At 69.0% G+C, this 17,764-nt stretch carries 19 protein-coding genes; 6 read left to right on the forward strand and 13 right to left on the reverse strand.

Translation table 11 applies throughout. The features are described from left to right. A partial coding sequence (locus ACFDS6_RS07280; RefSeq protein ID WP_375271464.1) for a class I tRNA ligase family protein occupies nucleotides 1–514 on the reverse strand: 514 nt, incomplete at its 3' end. A 14-nt stretch (nucleotides 515–528) separates the two neighbouring features. Beyond that, nucleotides 529–978, reverse strand: a complete 450-nt coding sequence (locus tag ACFDS6_RS07285; RefSeq protein WP_375271465.1) for a DUF3576 domain-containing protein — start codon at nucleotides 976–978, stop codon at nucleotides 529–531. A gap of 216 nt (nucleotides 979–1,194) precedes the next feature. Between ACFDS6_RS07285 and ACFDS6_RS07290 the strand changes: the two genes are divergently transcribed. Continuing rightward, complete coding sequence (locus ACFDS6_RS07290; protein WP_375271466.1) at nucleotides 1,195–1,905, forward strand: hypothetical protein; 711 nt, start codon at nucleotides 1,195–1,197, stop codon at nucleotides 1,903–1,905. 7 nt (nucleotides 1,906–1,912) lie between these two features. Here the strand turns inward: ACFDS6_RS07290 and ACFDS6_RS07295 are convergent, their stop codons facing one another. After that, nucleotides 1,913–2,446 carry a thiamine phosphate synthase gene (locus ACFDS6_RS07295; RefSeq protein WP_375271467.1) on the reverse strand — a complete coding sequence of 178 codons (534 nt, stop codon included), beginning with the start codon at nucleotides 2,444–2,446 and terminating at the stop codon, nucleotides 1,913–1,915. A 22-nt stretch (nucleotides 2,447–2,468) separates the two neighbouring features. Here ACFDS6_RS07295 and ACFDS6_RS07300 point away from each other — a divergent pair, with 22 nt between their 5' ends. Together ACFDS6_RS07300 and ACFDS6_RS07305 are read left to right on the forward strand one after the other, a co-directional pair. Further along, on the forward strand, nucleotides 2,469–3,188 hold the full coding sequence (locus ACFDS6_RS07300; protein WP_375271468.1) for a YggS family pyridoxal phosphate-dependent enzyme: 720 nt from the start codon (nucleotides 2,469–2,471) through the stop codon (nucleotides 3,186–3,188). After that, nucleotides 3,185–3,898: an HAD family hydrolase gene (locus ACFDS6_RS07305; RefSeq protein ID WP_375271469.1), complete on the forward strand. Its 714-nt coding sequence runs from the start codon at nucleotides 3,185–3,187 to the stop codon at nucleotides 3,896–3,898. The genes ACFDS6_RS07300 and ACFDS6_RS07305 overlap by 4 nt, the downstream gene beginning before the upstream one ends. On the opposite strand, the gene ACFDS6_RS07310 is transcribed toward ACFDS6_RS07305, so the two are convergent. The 8 genes from ACFDS6_RS07310 to hemE all read right to left on the reverse strand — a co-directional run bounded on the left by ACFDS6_RS07310 (nucleotide 3,888) and on the right by hemE (nucleotide 11,188). Beyond that, nucleotides 3,888–4,373 carry a YdcF family protein gene (locus ACFDS6_RS07310; protein WP_375271470.1) on the reverse strand — a complete coding sequence of 162 codons (486 nt, stop codon included), beginning with the start codon at nucleotides 4,371–4,373 and terminating at the stop codon, nucleotides 3,888–3,890. The genes ACFDS6_RS07305 and ACFDS6_RS07310 overlap by 11 nt on opposite strands. A gap of 23 nt (nucleotides 4,374–4,396) precedes the next feature. Further along, nucleotides 4,397–5,455, reverse strand: coding sequence for a GTP cyclohydrolase II (gene ribA, locus ACFDS6_RS07315; protein WP_375271471.1), 1,059 nt, complete (start codon nucleotides 5,453–5,455; stop codon nucleotides 4,397–4,399). Then, entirely contained in the window at nucleotides 5,449–6,231 is a 783-nt protein-coding gene (locus tag ACFDS6_RS07320; RefSeq protein WP_375271472.1) for an exodeoxyribonuclease III, read from the reverse strand. Before ACFDS6_RS07320 ends, ribA begins: the two co-directional genes overlap by 7 nt. Before the next feature lie 365 nt (nucleotides 6,232–6,596). Further along, complete coding sequence (locus tag ACFDS6_RS07325) at nucleotides 6,597–7,202, reverse strand: outer membrane lipoprotein carrier protein LolA (protein WP_375271473.1); 606 nt, start codon at nucleotides 7,200–7,202, stop codon at nucleotides 6,597–6,599. Between the two features lie 104 nt (nucleotides 7,203–7,306). Next, nucleotides 7,307–8,014, reverse strand: a complete 708-nt coding sequence (locus ACFDS6_RS07330; protein WP_375271474.1) for a YjbE family putative metal transport protein — start codon at nucleotides 8,012–8,014, stop codon at nucleotides 7,307–7,309. 244 nt (nucleotides 8,015–8,258) lie between these two features. Beyond that, entirely contained in the window at nucleotides 8,259–9,515 is a 1,257-nt protein-coding gene (rho, locus tag ACFDS6_RS07335) for a transcription termination factor Rho (protein WP_375271475.1), read from the reverse strand. A gap of 188 nt (nucleotides 9,516–9,703) precedes the next feature. After that, nucleotides 9,704–10,162 carry a CopD family protein gene (locus ACFDS6_RS07340; RefSeq protein ID WP_375271476.1) on the reverse strand — a complete coding sequence of 153 codons (459 nt, stop codon included), beginning with the start codon at nucleotides 10,160–10,162 and terminating at the stop codon, nucleotides 9,704–9,706. A gap of 3 nt (nucleotides 10,163–10,165) precedes the next feature. Further along, on the reverse strand, nucleotides 10,166–11,188 hold the full coding sequence (hemE, locus tag ACFDS6_RS07345; RefSeq protein ID WP_375271477.1) for a uroporphyrinogen decarboxylase: 1,023 nt from the start codon (nucleotides 11,186–11,188) through the stop codon (nucleotides 10,166–10,168). 311 nt (nucleotides 11,189–11,499) lie between these two features. On the opposite strand from hemE, the gene ACFDS6_RS07350 reads away from it, so the two are divergent. Together ACFDS6_RS07350 and ACFDS6_RS07355 are read left to right on the forward strand one after the other, a co-directional pair. Then, on the forward strand, nucleotides 11,500–12,327 hold the full coding sequence (locus ACFDS6_RS07350) for a pyruvate, water dikinase regulatory protein (protein ID WP_375271541.1): 828 nt from the start codon (nucleotides 11,500–11,502) through the stop codon (nucleotides 12,325–12,327). A 41-nt stretch (nucleotides 12,328–12,368) separates the two neighbouring features. Continuing rightward, on the forward strand, nucleotides 12,369–12,959 hold the full coding sequence (locus tag ACFDS6_RS07355) for a Maf family protein (RefSeq protein ID WP_375271478.1): 591 nt from the start codon (nucleotides 12,369–12,371) through the stop codon (nucleotides 12,957–12,959). Between the two features lie 860 nt (nucleotides 12,960–13,819). On the opposite strand, the gene ACFDS6_RS07360 is transcribed toward ACFDS6_RS07355, so the two are convergent. Both ACFDS6_RS07360 and uxaC read right to left on the reverse strand, forming a co-directional pair. Continuing rightward, nucleotides 13,820–15,226, reverse strand: a complete 1,407-nt coding sequence (locus ACFDS6_RS07360) for a mannitol dehydrogenase family protein (protein WP_375271479.1) — start codon at nucleotides 15,224–15,226, stop codon at nucleotides 13,820–13,822. Continuing rightward, nucleotides 15,223–16,635, reverse strand: coding sequence for a glucuronate isomerase (gene uxaC / locus ACFDS6_RS07365; RefSeq protein ID WP_375271480.1), 1,413 nt, complete (start codon nucleotides 16,633–16,635; stop codon nucleotides 15,223–15,225). Before uxaC ends, ACFDS6_RS07360 begins: the two co-directional genes overlap by 4 nt. Nucleotides 16,636–16,765: 130 nt before the next feature. On the opposite strand from uxaC, the gene ACFDS6_RS07370 reads away from it, so the two are divergent. Continuing rightward, complete coding sequence (locus ACFDS6_RS07370; RefSeq protein WP_375271482.1) at nucleotides 16,766–17,713, forward strand: sugar kinase; 948 nt, start codon at nucleotides 16,766–16,768, stop codon at nucleotides 17,711–17,713. Nucleotides 17,714–17,764 lie beyond the last annotated feature (51 nt).

Below are 17,764 nucleotides of genomic sequence, written 5' to 3' on the forward strand. Positions count from 1 at the left end.
TCACCTGCTCGTTGGCGAGCACGGTCATGTCGACCGGGTCCCAGTTGACCGCCGACTCCTTGCGATACACCAGCCCTGCCTCGTAGAAAGCGAGAAACAGCGCCTGCTCGTGCCCGTAATAATCGGGCTCGCACGTCGCCAACTCGCGCGTCCAGTCGAGCGCGAAGCCGAGGCGCTTCAACTGCGCCTTCATCGTCGCGATGTTCGCCCGCGTCCAATTGCCCGGGTGAACGCCCTTCTCCATCGCGGCATTCTCGGCCGGCATCCCGAACGCGTCCCACCCCATCGGGTGGAGCACCTCGTGACCAGTCATTCGGCGATAGCGCGCTAGCACGTCGCCCATCGTGTAGTTGCGCACGTGCCCCATGTGGATCTTCCCCGACGGATAGGGGAACATCTCGAGCACGTAGCTTTTGGGCTTGGCGCTGTTGTCGTCGGCGGCGAAGGTGCGGCGCTCGTCCCACACCCCCTGCCAGTGCGCGTCCGCCTTCAGGGCATTGAACCGGTTGGCCATCAGTGTCGCGTCGCTCAGCCGGTCACCGACCCGCGGCGCAAGTCACGCGCCTTGGTCAGGATGATGTCCTCCAGCTTCTGCGTCGTCGCGGCGGCCACCGGCGCGGACACCCACTGACCGCCGCGGTTCACCTCGCGCAGCGCCGCGACGCGCACCGCGTCGGCGCGCAGGTCCTGGTCGAGGATCGACACCGTCACCTTCATCCGCTCGGTCGGCAGCTGCGGGTTGACGTACCAGTCGGTCACCACGACCCCGCCGTTGGAATCGGTCTGGAGCAGCGGCATGAAGCTCAGCGCGTCGAGCGTCGCGCGCCACAGGTAGCTGTTGACGCCGATCGTCGTGACGCGCGACGCCGCCAGGTCGGCGCTCGGGCGCTTGCCGCCCCCAGTGCTGCATCCCCCCAGCACGGACGTGGCGGCGAGGGCGGCGCAGAGGCCAAATGCGACACGCGAACGGCGAAACATGGCAGGATCCTTGGAAAACTCGCGCCTTTGAACGGCGCACGGCATGCCTATCTCTACCGTCGTGGCAAGGGCGCGGCAAGGATGGACACGGACCGCTCGCCTGTGCCGATTCCGCAACACTCCGGCGGATTCGCCAGTCGGAGTAATGGACACGGAACACAAAGCTGCTAGGTCGCTTCTCCGGGGCGGCGTAGATCGCCGTTGAGGGGTTTTGTCGTGAACGCACGTCGGGTCATGGTTGGCAGCATGGGGGTCGCCTGCGCGGCGCTCGCCTTTGCCGTCGCGCCCGCCTTCGGTGCGGCCGAGACGGCACCGCGCTCGGTCAAGCGCTTCGTCGCACCGCGTGTTGCCGGCTCCTTCACTCCCGCCGCCGCCGATCCCAAGCTCGCCGCCCTTTTCGCGCGCAGCGGGCTCGACGCCAGCAGCTTCCGCTTCACTCCTACCGAATCGCGCAGCGGCAGCCGCTCGGTCACCGTTGCGGTGCGCGCGCGCTCGACGCTCACGCCGCCGACCGAGACCCGCGTGGCCGCGGTCGCCGCGCCGACCGTCGGTCCGGCACCGATCGCGTACAACCTCGGCGTGTCGGTCGGGTGGAAGCGCTTCGCCGTTACCGGCGACACCGCCAAGGTCGACCTCGTCTCGGTGCCGGGTGGACGCGAGACGTCGGACGTTTCGCTCAGCTACGCCGGCAACCGCGTCTCCGGGCAGCTGCGCGCCACCGCCGACCGCGCGCTCGCGGGCACGCCGGCCCTCGTGGCGGAGCGTCCGAGCTACGCGCTCGACCTCGGCGGCTCCTACTCCATCACGCGCAACATCGATCTGACCGCGGGCATGCGCTACAAGAGCGAGCGCGAGCGGCTGACTCGGCGCGAGGACGATCGCCGCGACAGCCAAGCGGTCTACGTGGGCACCGCCTTCCGCTTCTGATCGGGCGCTACGCCAGCCAGGCGTCGATCGCGGCGTAGCCGTGAAAGCCGCGCAGACGCCTGAACCGCGCGTCGCTCACCCCACCCAAAGCGATGATCGGAACGCCCGCCGCGCGTCCGATGACGCGCGCGCGACGCTCGCCCAGCCCCGCCGCGCCCGGATGCGACCGCGTCGCGAACACCGGTGAGACAAACACCGCGTCCGCACCCACGCGCCGCGCGGCGCGTGCTTCGCCGATGTCGTGCACCGGCCACGTCACCAATCCTGATCCCCGCCGCGCGTGCGTCCCCACCTCGCCCGGCATCCGCATCTGACCTGCGCGCACCAGCACCAGCCCGCGCCGCAGCGCCACCCGCCGCACCCGCGCGAACAACCGCCGTCGCTCACGCGGCAACAGCGAGTAGTGCCGGAAAACCACGCCCCCGCCGCGCGGCAGCCGCGCCAGCGCGCGCCACAGCCCATCCGCCATCCGCTCGTCGGTCATCAACCAGCGCGTCGGCAGGTGGCGCGTCGACTGGTAGCAGGGGTGGCGGGGCTCCATCCCCCGACCTATAGCCCGCGCGATGCCCTTCGACGAACCCTCGCAGATCCCGCGCCCACCCAGGCGCGTCGCGCCAGACGACCGACCCGTCGCCGACCGCCTCGCCGACATCCGCGCGCGCATCGACAAGGCCGCGACTATCGCGCGGCGCGCACCCGCCGCGGTCACGCTGATCGCGGTGTCGAAGACCCACCCGGCCGCCGCGATCGAGCCGCTGCTCACCGCCGGGCAGCGCGACTTCGGCGAGAACCGCGTCGCCGAAGCGCAGGAGAAATGGCCCGCCCTGCGCGAGCGGTTTCCCGACACCCGCCTCCACCTGATCGGGCAGCTGCAATCGAACAAGGCGCGCGACGCCGTGGCGCTCGCCGACGCGATCCACGCGGTCGACCGTTCCTCGCTCGTCACCGCGCTCTCCCGCGCGATGGAGCAGGAGGATCGCCGTCCCGACTGCTTCCTTCAGGTCAACATCGGCGACGAGCCGCAGAAGGGCGGGTGCGCGCTCCCCGACCTTCCCGCCTTGCTCGCCGAGGCGCGCGGCGCCGATTTGCCCGTCGCGGGGCTGATGTGCCTGCCGCCCGCCGGGCTGGAAGCCGCACCATATTTTGCGCTGCTGGCGAAGATCGCGCGCGACCACGGCCTCGTCGGGCTCAGCATGGGCATGTCGGACGATTACGAGACCGCGGTGACGCTCGGCGCGACGCACGTCCGCGTCGGCTCCGCGCTGTTCGGAGCGCGCGCGTGAAATCCGCCGGAGCGCCGCGAGGGGATCGATCCCCCGGATCGATCCCGTGCCGTTTCGCGGCACTCCTGTTCGACTTCGACGGCGTGCTGATCGAGAGCGAGGCCGCCGGCAACCGTCAGATCGCGCAGTTTCTGACCGGCATCGGTCACCCGACCACCCCCGAACAGTCGATGGCCAACTTCATGGGGCTGTCGGGCGCGGATTTCCGCGGCGCGGTGGAGCGCTGGATCGGCGGACCGCTGCCCGCCGCCTTCCACGACGCGCGCGCCGCCGAGGATGCGCGCTGCATCGCCGAGGGGATCGAGGAGGTGGCCGGCGCGGTCGCCTTCGTCCGCTCCCTGCCCGCCCATCTGCCCATAGCAGTGGTGTCGTCGAGCAACACGCGCTGGCTCCACGCGCATCTGGCGCATCTCGGCCTCACCGACATGTTCGGCGACCACGTCTACTCGGGCGCTGAGCACGTTGCTCGCGGCAAGCCCGCGCCTGACCTCTACCTCTACGGTGCCGAGCGGCTCGGCGTCAGGATCGGGGATTGCGCGATCCTGGAGGACTCGCCCGTCGGCGCGACCGGGGCGGTGGCGAGCGGCGGCTACGTCATCGGGCTGGTCGCCGGGACGCACTGCGCGCCCGACCACGCCGACCGGTTGCGCGCCATCGGCGTCGACGCGGTCGCGCGCGACTTTGCGGAGGTCGGCGCGCTCATCGCGTGACGCGCGCACCGGTCGACGCCCAAGCACCGGCGACCGCGTCGTACGGCAGCGCCACCGCCTCGCGCGCGTAATTACGCGCGCGTAGCCGGATCGGCTGTGCGCGGTGCGTCATCCACGCGCCTCGTGCCTCGCGCACGCCGAACATCCACAGCAGCATGCGCGCGCGCGGCTGATGCCAATTGTCGGTACACGCGACCGCACGCCTGACGCCATTCGCCTTTGCATAGCAGGCTGCCGCCCGCGCGGTCTGCAAAGTGTCACGGCTCACCTCGTCGAGCACCAGCCGCTCGCCCGCCACCACGTCGCGCAAGGATTCCGCGATCACCGACGCTTCCGACGGCCTCGCGCGCCCGACCGCGCCGGAGCAGAACACGATCGCCGACGGATCATCCAGCGCCAGCCGCCTTGCCAGCGCAATCCGCCCCGCCAGCGCGCCGCTCGGCCGCCCGTCGGCGCGCACCGCCGCGCCGAACACCACGATCAGCGTCGGCGCATCGGTCAGAGCTGATGCCCCGTCCGGTCGCGCTTGGTCGCCAGGTAGCGCTCGTTGTGCGGGTTCGCCGGCAGGAAGTGCGCCACGCGCTCGATCACGCGCACCCCCGCCGCCTCCAACCCCGCGACCTTGGCCGGATTGTTGGTCAGCAATCGCACCGCGCTCTGGCCCAGCAGCGTCAGCATCCGCGCCGCGACGCCGAAATCGCGCGCGTCGATCGCGAAGCCCAGCCTGGTGTTCGCGTCCACCGTATCGAAGCCCTGATCCTGCAGCGCGTAGGCGCGCAGCTTGTTGATCAACCCGATCCCGCGTCCCTCCTGCCTCAGGTATAGCAGGATGCCCCAGCCGCTCCCCTCGATCGCGTGGATCGCGGCGTGCAGCTGCGGCCCGCAGTCGCATTTTAGGCTGCCGAGCACGTCGCCGGTCAGGCACTCGCTGTGCAGCCGGACCACCGGCGCGCGCCCGTTCGGTGTCCCGATCAGCAGCGCGACATGCTCGTCCGCGCTCTCGGGCGAGCGGAAGGCGACGATCTCCGCGTCCTCCGCCCCGTCGACCGGCAATTTGGCGCGCACCGCTATCGACAATCGCGCGGCATCCTCGTGCGCGGCGATATCCGCGGGGGTGATCGTCACCTCCGGGTCGCGCCCGTCGGTGAAGAAGGCCGGCAGCAACCCCGCGATCCGCGCCAGTTGCAGCGCCGCCGCGGTCGCGACCGGTCGGTCGTTCTCCAATGTGCGGAACGGCCCCTTCATCGGCGTCGCCAGGTCGCGCTGCGGGTCGGCGATCGCGGTCGCCAGCGCCATGTCGAACCACGGCGCGCGCTCGATCAGCACCGGCTGGTCGGGGTCGCCCGACGCGCGCTGGTTGAGCAATTTTAGCGTCTCCGCCCGCCCGCTCGAGATCAGGATGCCGTAATCGTCGCCCGCGAAGTCGCGCAACCGCGCCTCGTCCGCGGTCTCGATCGCCAACAGTACCAGCGGCGCCTCGCCCGCGGCGTGGATCGCGATTCCCCAGCCGCGGCGCAGCGCGTCGATCGCCTTGGCCGCGGCGCGCGCGCTCACCAATCGAACTCGGTCATGATCGGCACGTGGTCGCTCGGCTTCAACCAGCTGCGGCAATCCTCGAACACCGTGTGTGCGCGCGCCTGCGCCGCGACGTCGGCGGTCGCCCACATGTGATCCAGCCGCCGCCCGCGATCGTTCTTGGTCCAGTCGGGCGAGCGGTAGCTCCACCAGGTGTGCAGCCGCGCCGGTGCCGGGTGGAAGTGCCGCCCGAGATCGACCCAGGTGTTCGACGCCTTCAGCGCGTCGAGCGCCTCGACCTCGACCGGCGTGTGGCTGACGACCTTCAGCAGCGCCTTGTGGCTCCACACGTCGGCGGGCAGGGGGGCGATGTTGAAGTCGCCCGTCAGAATCGTCGGGCAATCGAGCCCTTCCGACCAGCGCGTCATCCGCTCGACGAAGTCGAGCTTCTGCCCGAACTTCGGATTGACCGCGCGATCGGGCACGTCGCCCCCCGCGGGCACGTAGACGTTCTCGATCCGCACGCCGTTCGGCAGCCGCACGCCCAGGTGCCGCGCTTCCTTGTTCGCCTGCCAGTCGAGCCGGTCGTCCTCCACCACCGGCACCCGCGCGACGATCGCGACGCCGTGGTGCATCCGCTGCCCGTGCAGAATGACGTGCTCGTAACCAGCGGCGCGGAACGTCTCGACCGGGAAGTCGGCGTCGATCACCTTGGTTTCCTGCAGACACAGCACGTCGGGCTGCGCCTCACGCAGGAATTGCTCCACGATGTCGATGCGGAACCGCACCGAGTTGATGTTCCAGGACACGATCTTCACGCGCGCCGTGTAGCGCCGCGGGGGAGGCGCTGCCAAGGGGAGGGAGGCTTTCCACCTTCATCCCGGGCTCCCGCTTCTTCGCGACGCCGAGATGGTTGTGGGGGCCCCCCGCGGGCAGAGCCCGCGTCGTCGGACGGGCCTCGCGGCCCGCCGGCCGTGCTCATGGGCCAATTCATTGGCCCATTCGCAGAATGGCCCTCGCTCCGGGGGCGAGGAGCGAGGGCCGACCTGTCGTTCGTCACGCAGGGGACCGTGGAGGGGCGGGGCAACAGGGGGAAAAATCCCCGCCAGGCCCCCACGACCGCAGGGACGTTTCTAGGCGCACGCGCCTGTCGCTGCGATGAACGGAATTGCAAGAAACCGCGTCAACCCGCGCGCCCCTGCCTCCGCGGGTCGTTCCAGCGGAACGTTCCGTCGCTCACCGGCTGGTTGAACTTCTGGTTGGACAGCCGGATCGTGGTGCGGTTGCCCTGCGCGTCGAGCTGCACCCAGCCCTGCAGCATCAACCCGGCGGGCGCGCCCGCGTCGCGCGCGAACACCAAAGTGATGCGCCCGTATTCCGGGTGCTTCGGGTCGTAGCCGTCGACCGTCACCACGCGTGGATCGCTGCTCGGCACGATCTTGGCGAAGCGTGAGATATCCTTGTTGGGGTCGAGCAGCACACCCAGCGGCGAGTTGCCGATCGGCCAGCGCTGCACCTGCCGGACCGAATAATCTATGAAGGTCAGCGCCTTGCCATCGCCGACGATCAGGATCGGCACGCCCTTCTGGTACTGGAACCGGATCTTGCCCGGCTTCTTCAGTGTCAGCGTCCCCGTCAGCACCTGTCCGTTGCGATCGGTCTGGCTGAACCCGGCGGTCATGGTGTTGACCGCCGACAGGTGCCGCTGCACCGCCGCCAGGTCGCCGCTCTGCGCCGCGGCAGGGACCACGGTCGCGGCGAGGACGGCGAGCGGCAGAAAGGCTTTCACGATGGGACGCTCCGGTGATTGAATGATCGGCCGTTGATGGCACGGCGGCATTGAACGCGCCGTGAACCCCGACCGATCCGCTCACCGACCAATATGGCCCCGGCTTAGAACAGCGAGATGATCCCCGCCGTCTCCGCGGTGCCGGTCCACCCCTCGTAGATCATCTTGCCCGCGACGAACACGATCACGGCGAGGCCGATGTACGCGATCCAGCGGTACTTGTTGATGATCCGCGCGATGAAGTTCGCCGCCAGCCCCATCAGCGCCACCGACAGCAGCAAACCAATGACGAGGATACCCGGGTGCTCGCGCGCCGCGCCCGCGACCGCCAGCACGTTGTCGAGGCTCATCGACACGTCGGCGACCGTCACCGCCCACGCCGCCGCGGCGAAGCTTTTGGCCGGACGCAGGCCCGACACTTCCTCGCCCTCGTGCGCGCCGCCCTCGCGGATCTCGCGCCAGAACTTCCAGCTGACCCACAGCAGCAGCAATCCGCCCGCGAAGATCAGCCCGACGATCCCCATCAGCCAAGTGACGATCAACGCGAAGAAGATGCGCAGCACCAGCGCCGCGCCGATCCCGATCCCGATCACCTTGCGCCGATCCGCCGCGGGCAGCCCCGCCGCCAGCGCGCCGACGACGATCGCATTGTCCCCCGCCAGCACCAGGTCGATCAGCAGCACCTGCCCGAACGCGGCCAGTGCGGCGGGCTCGCCCAGGTTGGAGAAATCGGCGACGACGTGGCTCCAGATGTCAGACAGCGACCCCGGCCCGGCTACGCCTGCGACGGATAGGATGGTGGCGAGGATCACGCTGGCAGCTCCCGGTTCATGAGTTGCGTCATAGCGCAACCGCCGCGCGCGCCAAGCGGGTCAGACGCACTATCCTGACCGATGATCCGTCCGGTGAGCCGACGGACGTGGTTCGACACGGATGAAGGGAGGCGAGGGGATGTGCGCCGCGGGCGAAGCCCGCGTCGTCGGTCGGGTACGTTTCACGCACTCGCCGGCCGAACCGGTGCGAGGCCTGCCGCGGCACGCGGCAGGCCGCACTCAATTACTGGTTCATGCTGTCAAAGAAATCGGCGTTGGTCTTCGAATCCTTCATCTTGCCGAGCAGGAACTCCATCGCGTCGACGGTGCCCATCTGCATCAGGATGCGACGCAGCACCCACATCTTGCTGAGCTGCCCCTTGTCGACCAGCAGCTCCTCCTTGCGCGTGCCCGACTTGGACACGTCGATCGCCGGGAAGATGCGCTTGTCCGACACCTTGCGGTCGAGCACGATCTCCGCGTTGCCGGTGCCCTTGAACTCCTCGAAGATCACCTCGTCCATCCGGCTGCCGGTGTCGATCAGCGAGGTCGAGATGATGGTGAGGCTGCCGCCCTCCTCAATGTTGCGCGCCGCACCGAAGAAGCGCTTCGGCCGCTGCAGCGCGTTCGCGTCGACGCCGCCGGTCAGCACCTTGCCCGAACTCGGGACGACCGTGTTGTAGGCGCGGCCCAGGCGCGTGATGTTGTCGAGCAGGATCACCACATCCTTCTTGTGCTCGACCAGCCGCTTGGCCTTCTCGATCACCATCTCGGCGACCTGGACGTGGCGCGTCGCCGGCTCGTCGAAGGTCGACGACACGACCTCGCCATTGACCGTGCGCTGCATGTCGGTGACTTCCTCGGGCCGCTCGTCGATCAGCAGCACGATCAGGAACACCTCGGGGTGGTTGAGCGAGATCGCGCGCGCGATGTTCTGCATCATGATCGTCTTGCCGACGCGCGGCGGCGCCACGATCAGGCAGCGCTGCCCCTTGCCGAGCGGCGCGACGACGTCGAGCACGCGGCCCGACTTGTCCTTGATCGTCGGGTCCTCGATCTCCAGCTTCAGCCGCTCCTCGGGGTACAGCGGGGTGAGGTTGTCGAAGTTGACCCGCTGGCGCACGCGGTCGGGGTCCTCGAAATTGACCTGGGTGATCTTCACCAGCGCGAAATAGCGCTCGCCGTCCTTCGGACCGCGAATCTCGCCCTCGACCGTGTCGCCGGTGCGCAGCCCGTGCTTCCGCACCTGGTTCGGGCTGACGTAGATGTCGTCGGGGCCGGCGAGATAGTTCGCCTGTGCCGAGCGCAGGAAACCGAACCCGTCGGTCAGCACCTCGATCGTGCCCTCGCCCATGATCTGCTCGCCGTTCTCCGCCTGAACCTTCAGGATCGCGAACATCAGGTCCTGCTTGCGCAGCGTGGAGGCGCCCTCGACGCCCAGCTCCTCGGCCAGCTGGACCAGCTCGGCGGGAGCCTTCTTCTTCAAGTCTTTCAGGTGCATGGTGGTCGGTCCGATACGATCGGGTAAACAGGGAGAAGCTGGTTCCGGCGAGAGAATGGTCGCTGGCGGAAACGCTGGAAGGAGGCGGCAGGGCGCGGGCGCGCCTCTACCGTGCTCGCGACCTAAGATTGGTGCGTAGCCAAGTCAAGCGCGCCCGCGCGCGCCCACCCGGTCGGAACGGCTTTCGATCAGAACGGCTTCACGATCACCAGGATGACGATCAGCGTGACGGCGAGCGCGGGCACCTCGTTCATCATCCTGAGCGCCTTGTTCGACACGGTCGCGCGGCCGCGCACCAGCTTCTTCGCGTACCCGACCGCCCAGCCGTGATAGCCCGACAGCAGCACCACGATCAGCAGCTTGGCATGGAGCCAGCCGAGCCCCGGCACGCCCGCTAACAGCCCGGCGTTGATCGCGAGCAGGATGCCCAGCACCCACACCAGCACCAGCGCGGGCGTCAGGATGATCGAGCGCAGCTTGTTCTCGCGCTCGGTCCAGCGCGCTGCCTCGGCCGCGTCCGCCAAGCCCTCCTGATGATACACCAGGTAACGCGGCAGCATGAACAGCCCCGCCATCCAGAAGATCACGAAGATCAGATGCGCCGCTTTGACCCACAGGTAGGTCGCGCCCAGAAAACCCGGTTCCATGGTTCAGCTCCTTAGCACGGCGAGCAGCCGTTCGACATGCGCGATCGGCGTGTGCTGCCCGATGCCATGCCCCAGATTGAACACGTGCGGCCGCCCCTCGAGCGCCGCCAGGATCGCGCGCACGCCGTGCTCCAGCGCGTCGCCGCCCGCCTCCAGCAGCAGCGGGTCGAGATTGCCCTGCACCGGCAGCCCCGCGGGCAGCACGCGGTTCGCCCAGGCCGGGTCGACCGTCTCGTCCAACCCGATCGCGTCGGGTGCGACGCCCGCGGCGTAATCGGGGAGCTTCGCGCCCGCGCCCTTGGGAAAGCCGATGATCGGCACGCCCGGGTGCCGCGCGCGCAGCGCATCGACGATCGCGCGGTTCGGCTGGATCACCCAGCGCTCGAACTGCGCCGGGCTGAGCGATCCCGCCCAGCTGTCGAACAGCTGCACCGCCTCGACACCCGCCGCGATCTGCCGCGACAGATATTCCACCGTCAGCGCGACGACCCGCTCGATGATCGTCGCGAAGCGCACCGGATCGCGATAGGCGAGCAACCGCGTCGCGCCCTGATCCTTCGATCCCGCGCCCGCCACCATGTACGTCGCGACCGTCCACGGCGATCCGGCGAACCCTAGGAACGTCGTCTCCGCCGGCAGCATCGCCGCCACCCGCTCGACGGTCGCGTAGACCGGATCGAGCCGCGTGTGGTCAGGGATCAGCGCGTCGAGATCGGCCTCGACCAGCGCGGGTGCCAGCCGCGGACCTTCGCCCGCGCCGAACGTCAGCTCCTGCCCCAGCGCCCACGGCACCATCAGAATGTCGGAGAACAGGATCGCGCCATCGAACCCGAAACGTCGGATCGGTTGCACCGTCACTTCGGCTGCGGCTTCAGGATCGGTCGCGAGGGCGAGAAACCCGCCCTTCTCCGCACGCAAGGCGCGATACTCGGGCAGGTAGCGCCCGGCCTGACGCATCAGCCACACCGGCGGACGCGCGCGCGTCTCGCCCTTCAGAACCGCGAGCAGGGGCTTGGAGCCGGACAATCGGGCACTCCTTCTTCAATAGAAGAATCTAGAATGAGGGTTGTTGATGTTGTTGGCGTGTGGGCGCCGGGGATTATGCGTTCGCACACCTAATGCCAACAGATTGACTCGTGCGAGCCCGCGATTCCGCCGGGATTCGATTCAATCGCCACCACGACTCACACCCTGTGGATAAATCGGCGCGCCGTTGACGGGATTGTGGACAAGTGCCGCGTTATCCACGCCGCGCAGCCGGGTTGGCGGGTCGGCCGAGTTACGCTAGCCCTCGTCCCCATGTTGTCCACAGTTCGATCCTGAGCGCGTCCGTGCCGATCCGGCTCCACCTCCACCTGCTGTCGGACTCGACCGGCGAGACGCTGGAGAACATCGCAAAGGCGGCGCTGGCGCAATATGACGATGTCGAGACGGTCCGGCATTTCTGGCCGATGGTCCGCACCGAGGCGCATCTCGACCGCATCCTGCAGGAGATCGCGCAGAACCCCGGCCTCGTCATCTTCACCTTGGTCAATCCGCAGACGCGCCGCGCGCTGGAGGCGCGCTGCCGCGCGCTCGGCCTGCCGACCGTCGCGCCGCTAGATCCGGTCAACGACGCGCTCTCGGGCCTGCTCGGGCAGCAGGCAAAGGCGCGTCCGGGTCGCCAGCACGTGCTCGACGCCGCCTATTTCGCGCGCGTCGACGCGATCCAGTTCACCATCGCGCACGACGACGGGATCGCCTGGGAGGAGTGGGAGGAGGCCGATATCGTGCTCGCGGGCGTCAGCCGCTCGTCGAAGACGCCGACCTCGATCTACCTCGCCAACCGCGGCTACAAGACCGCCAACATCCCCGTGGTGGTCGAGAGCCCGCCGCCGCCTCTGCTCTACCAGCTCAAGAACCCGCTGGTCGTCGGCCTGACCACCAGTGCCGACCGGCTGATCGCGATCCGCCGCAACCGGCTGCTGTCGCTCAACCAGGCGCCCGAAACCGATTACGTCAACGGTGAGGCGGTCGCGCGCGAGATCGCTTTCGCGCGCCGGATGTTTGCCGACAATGGCTGGCCGGTAATCGACGTCACCCGCCGCTCGATCGAAGAAACCGCTGCGGCGATCATCTCCTTGTGCAACGAGCATCGCGGCGGCGCCGCGCGCCCGCGCGACTGACCCGATGACGGCTGTCTTATCATACCCATGAGCATCATATCTTGAGCATTATCCTCGCCTCGCAGTCCGCCTCGCGTACCGCCATGCTGTCGGCCGCGGGCGTACCCTTCACCGCCGAGCCGGCTTACGCCGACGAGGCGGCATTGAAGGCCGCGATGACGGGCGCGCCCCCACGCGACGTCGCCGATGCGCTCGCCGAGCTGAAGGCGCTCAAGGTATCCGCGCGCCATCCCGGCCGCCTGGTGCTCGGCTCCGACTCGCTCGCGGTGCTGAACGACGGCACGATCCTCGACAAGCCGCGCAGCCGCGACGACGCGCGCGACCACCTGCTGCGCATGTCGGGCAAGCGCCACGACCTCGTCAGCGCGGCGGTGATCGCGGAGAACGGCCGCCCGGTGTGGCGCCACGTCGACCGTGCCAAGATGTTCGTCCGCCCGCTGTCCTACACCTTCGTCGACGCCTATCTCGACGCCGAGTGGCCGGCGATCGCGGGCTGCGTCGGCTGCTACCGGATCGAGGGGCCGGGCGCGCAATTGTTCAGCCGCATCGAGGGCAGCCAGTTCACCGTGCTCGGCATGCCGATGCTCCCGGTACTCGGCTACCTGCGCGACCGCGGCATGCTGCCCGCGTGATCGGGCGGTCTGCCATGAGGAAGACCGGGACGATCTGAAGGAAAGGGGACGATCTACGTGAGTCGTCCTAGCCTCACCATTGGATAAGGTGCCATCGATATGAGCGTCGCGATCTGATCCAGGGTTCGCGAGAAGGCCGGGTTTGAGCGACCTGTTTGGCTGACGCTAGAGCAGAGCGAGCGGCTGCAACCGTTGCTCCCCAAGAGCCACGGCAAGCCTCGAGGCGATAATCGGCTGGTGCTGATTGGCATAGTATTCGCCAGCCGCGTGGACTGCGCTGACAGACGCCCAGCGAGTACGACCCGCACGAGACGCTCTACAGCCGTCGAAAGCGCCGCGGCGACGCTTCATGCCAGCTGTCCACCACGGCGACTGACCCGCTGGTCGCCGCGGTGATGTTGTAGCGACCGAGCGATGCCGGCGTCCGGCGCCGCAGCGTGTCGTCGGGTGGCAGATGACCACCGAGGAGGGTCCCTGACCGAAAGCGGAAAACACGTGCAGGTGTATAAACGATGGTTGACTCGGGATTTCCATTCCGCCGGGCACCGCGCCGACCGACCGACCTTAAGCGACCGATCAGCCGAGCGAGAGGATTTCCTCTAGGTTTGAAGCCGCGCAGTGCGCATTCAAGTAGATCTCATCGATTTGGACGATCTCCGACTCGGCATAGATCGATGCAAGCTCCTCCGTCATGCGCGTGGATACATCTCGCCAGCGCGACCCGTTGCTGCTGAAGAGACGATGTCGCTCTGCACCCGCCAGTGACCCACCCCGGGGCTGCCACGACTTCGGGGGAAAGACGTTTGACTTGCTCGTCCGGCGGCCGGTTTTCTCGCAGAGCCCGAATGGGACCGCGACGATTACCTCGATGATTCCTGACCCTGAACGCGCGCTTGCACCATCTGCGTCAGGGTCGCGCGGCGCGTTCGGTCCAGCGATGCGGGGGCCGCGAGCAGGCCGCCCTCGGCGAACAGGGCTTCGACGATCCCGGCCTCGCCCGCCTCGCGCCACGCGGCGGTGAGCTGGTTGGCGAGGGGGTCGGACACGGGCTGGCGATCGCCGCGTACGAACACGATCCACGCGGCGAGCGCCTGCAGCGTCGCCTCGCACGGCACGCTCTGCGCGCGCGTGCTCGCCAGTCGTTCGAGCCAGCGCGGGCCGATCTTCTGCGATCCGTCGGTGGCGATCTGGTCCAAGCGGTGCGCGAGCGTCGGGTTGGCGAAGCGCCGCAGCAGCGCGTCGATATAGGCGGGCAGGTCCTGCCCGACGGCGGCGCCGATCGTCGGCGCGGCCTCGACCCGCATCAAGCGCTCGACCAGCGGACGGATCGCCGGGTCGGCCACCGCCTCGTGGACGAACGATAATCCCCGCGCGAGGCCGAGATAGCCGAGCGCCGAATGCGCGCCGTTGAGCAGGCGAAGCTTCGCTGTCTCGTAAGGACCGACATCGGCGACGAACTGCGCGCCGCCCGCCTCCCAGTGAGGCCGCGGCCCGGCGAAGCGATCCTCGATCACCCATTGGTGGAACGGCTCGGTGAACACCGCCGCCTCGTCGCTGAGGCCGAGCCGGTCGGCGAGCGCGTCGCGCTCGGCCCCGGTGACGGCGGGGACGATGCGATCGACCATCGTCGAGGGGCACGTGCACTCGGCCTCGAACCACGCGCGCAGATCGGGCGTGGCCGCGTCGAGGAACTCGGCGACCGATCGGTGCAGGGCGGCGCCGTTGGCGCTCAGATTGTCGCACGACACCAACGTCAGGCCGGTATGCCCGTCTGCCCGCCGCGCGGCGAATGCGTCGCGCAGATAGTAATAGATCGTGCGCGCGCCGCCGTTCACCACGCCGGGATCGAGCGTCCCGTCGGGCCGGCGACCATAGCCCTTCTCCGTGATCGTCAGCGTGACGACGTGCGTGTCGCGCGCGGCGAGCGCGGACACGACCGCGGCGGGATCGCGCGGCGCGACCAGCACGTCGCGGATCGCGCCGATCACGCGCGTCCGCTCCGCCGAGGCATCGCGCTCGGTCAGCGTGTAGAGCCCGTCCTGCGGCGCCAGCGCGTCGTGCACCTGCGGCGAGCGGAGCGACACGCCGGTGATCGCCCAGTCGCAGTCGCCCGCCGCCATTGCGCGATCGGTGTACGCCGCCTGGTGCGCGCGGTGGAATGCGCCCAGTCCCAGGTGGACGATGCCGCGGCGTTGCGCAGTGGAGTCGTAGTCCGGCCGTTCCACATCCGCGGGCAGATGCGGCAGCGTGGTGCGAGACAGCCTCACAACCGGTATGCCCGGCGCGCGAGCCCGACGGTCAACTCGTGCGCGAGCTCGGCGGCTTCCCAATCCTCCAGCCGGTGCTCGGCGACGAGCCGGGCGAGGAACGCGCAATCGACGCGGCGCGCGACGTCGTGGCGCGCGGGGATCGACAGGAAGGCGCGGGTGTCGTCGTTGAACCCGACCGTGTTGTGGAAACCCGCAGTCTCGGTGGTCATCTCGCGGTAGCGCCGCATCCCCTCTGGCGAGTCGTGGAACCACCACGCCGGGCCGAGCCGCAGGCACGGGTAATGGCCGGCGAGCGGGGCGAGTTCGCGCGCGTAGGTCGATTCGTCGAGCGTGAAGAGGATCAGCGTGAAGTCGCGCTCGTTGCCGACCGCGTCGAGCAGCGGCTTGAGCGCGGTGACGTAGTCGACCCGCGTCGGGATGTCGGCGCCCTTGTCGCGGCCGTGGCTGGCGAACAATGCCGCATTGTGGTTGCGAAACGACCCCGGGTGCAATTGCATCACCATGCCGTCCTCCACGCTCATCCGCGCCATCTCGGTCAGCATCTGCGCGCGGAACAGGTCGGCGTCCTCGGACGACGGATCGGGGCCGGTCACGCGCGCGAATAAAGCCTCGGCCTCGCGCGGCGACAGGTCGGCGGTGCGCGCCGAGGGATGGCCGTGATCGGTCGCGGTCGCGCCGGCGGCGCGGAAGTCGGCGCGGCGGCGGCGATGCGCGGCGAGATAGCCCTGCCACGACCACACGTCCTCGCCGGTCAGCGCGGCGAAGCGCGCCATCGCGGGGGCGAACTGCTCGTGCTCGACGTTGATCACGCCGTCGGGACGGTAGGTGGTGACGACGCGCCCGCTCCATCCCGACGCACGGATCGCATGATGCGCCGACAGATCCGCCTCCGCCCCCTCGGTGGTGGCGAGCAGCTCGATGCCGAACCGGTCGAACAACGCGCGCGGGCGGAAGGCGGGCGACGCCAGCGCCTCGGCGATCGCATCGTAATAAGTGTCGGCGGTCGTCGCCTCCAGCTGTACGTCGAAGCCGAAGATCTCTGCGAAGACGTGGTCGAGCCACAGCCGCGACGGCGTGCCGCGGAACAGGTGGTAATGTTCGGCAAAGGTCCGCCACGCCGCCCGCGGATCGGTCGCGGGCGCGCCAGCACGCGATGGCACGCCGAGCGCGTCGAGCGGCACGCCTTGGCTGTAGAGCATGCGAAAGATATAATGGTCGGGTGTCAGCAGCAGTTCGGCGGCATTCTGCCACGGTGCGTCGGTCGCGAACCAGTTCGGGTCGGTGTGGCCGTGCGGCGAGACGATCGGCAGGTCGGCGACCTCGGCGTACAACGCGCGCGCGATCTCGCGTTGGGTCGGGTCGCTCGCGAACAGCCGGTCGGGGTGGAGGCGCAGCAGGCGGGTCATCGGCTCGAACCGCGCGTGATGATCGGGGCGCTCGGTCGCATGTCCTCTCTCCTTCGGCGTTGCCGCTTGCTAGCCAAGCCTCACTCATTTTACCAGAGCTGCACTATTGGTCAGGCAAGATAGGCGCGATATGACGATCATCGTAGTGGGTGAGGGGATGATCGAGCTGGCGCCCGCGGGCGAGGCGCGCGCATGGACGCTCGCGTACGGCGGCGACACGCTCAACACCGCGATCCATCTCGCCCGCCTCGGCCACGATGTCGGCTTCCTGAGCGCGCTGGGTTCCGATCCGTTCAGCGACGACCTGCGCGCGGCATGGGTCGGCGAAGGGCTCAGGCCAGAGTACCTGCTGACCGACCCCGCGCGCCGCCCGGGGCTGTACGCGATCAGCAACGATCACCGCGGCGAGCGGCATTTCACGTACTGGCGCAGCGACAGCGCCGCGCGGCAGGTGTTCGCCTTGCCCGACAGCGCCGGCGCGATCGCCGCGGCGGCGCGGGCCGACCTGCTCGTGTTCTCGATGATCTCGCTGGCGATCTTGCCGTCTGCGGGGCGCGCAGCGCTGCTCGATCTCGCGCGCGCGGTGCGCACAAACGGGGGAAGAGTTGCATTCGACACTAATTTCCGCCCGGCATTGTGGCCCGACCTTGAGGCTGCGTGCGCGGCCTATCGCGACGCGCTGGCCGTTTCCGATATCGGTTTGCCAACGCTGGAGGACGAGGAAGCGCTGACCGGGGTGGCCGCGGCGGACACGATCGTCGACGGCTGGATGCGCGCTGGTGTCGGCGAAGTGGCGCTGAAGCGCGGCGCGGACGGTTGCCTGGTCGACCGAACGCTGGTGCCGCCCGCGGCGGTGCTGTCCCCGGTCGACACCAGCGGCGCCGGAGACGCCTTCAACGCAGGGTATCTCCACGCGCGGCTGAACCACCACGCACCGCTCGCCGCCGCGCGCGCGGGACACGAGCTGGCGGGATGGGTGGTGATGCAGCGCGGCGCCATCCCTGATTTGACGGCCGAGGCGCCTTATGCGCTCATGACTGGCCGGACCAATATGGACAGGCCATCTTCCTCGCGCTAACCAACCGGTCGACGCCGAACTCGGCGCGAGCCCGGCATTGATGGGGGAGGC

Origin of the sequence: Sphingomonas sp. (assembly GCF_042095875.1) — a bacterium.
Lineage (GTDB): Bacteria > Pseudomonadota > Alphaproteobacteria > Sphingomonadales > Sphingomonadaceae > Sphingomonas.

Bases quoted from the DNA above. Each gene is read 5' to 3' on its own strand.
- ACFDS6_RS07285 (WP_375271465.1), bottom strand. From the start codon at position 978: ATGTTTCGCCGTTCGCGTGTCGCATTTGGCCTCTGCGCCGCCCTCGCC.
- ACFDS6_RS07295 (WP_375271467.1), bottom strand. From the start codon at position 2,446: ATGGAGCCCCGCCACCCCTGCTACCAGTCGACGCGCCACCTGCCGACG.
- ACFDS6_RS07300 (WP_375271468.1), top strand. From the start codon at position 2,469: ATGCCCTTCGACGAACCCTCGCAGATCCCGCGCCCACCCAGGCGCGTC.
- rho (WP_375271475.1), bottom strand. From the start codon at position 9,515: ATGCACCTGAAAGACTTGAAGAAGAAGGCTCCCGCCGAGCTGGTCCAG.
- ACFDS6_RS07340 (WP_375271476.1), bottom strand. From the start codon at position 10,162: ATGGAACCGGGTTTTCTGGGCGCGACCTACCTGTGGGTCAAAGCGGCG.
- uxaC (WP_375271480.1), bottom strand. From the start codon at position 16,635: ATGACCCGCCTGCTGCGCCTCCACCCCGACCGGCTGTTCGCGAGCGAC.
- ACFDS6_RS07370 (WP_375271482.1), top strand. From the start codon at position 16,766: ATGACGATCATCGTAGTGGGTGAGGGGATGATCGAGCTGGCGCCCGCG.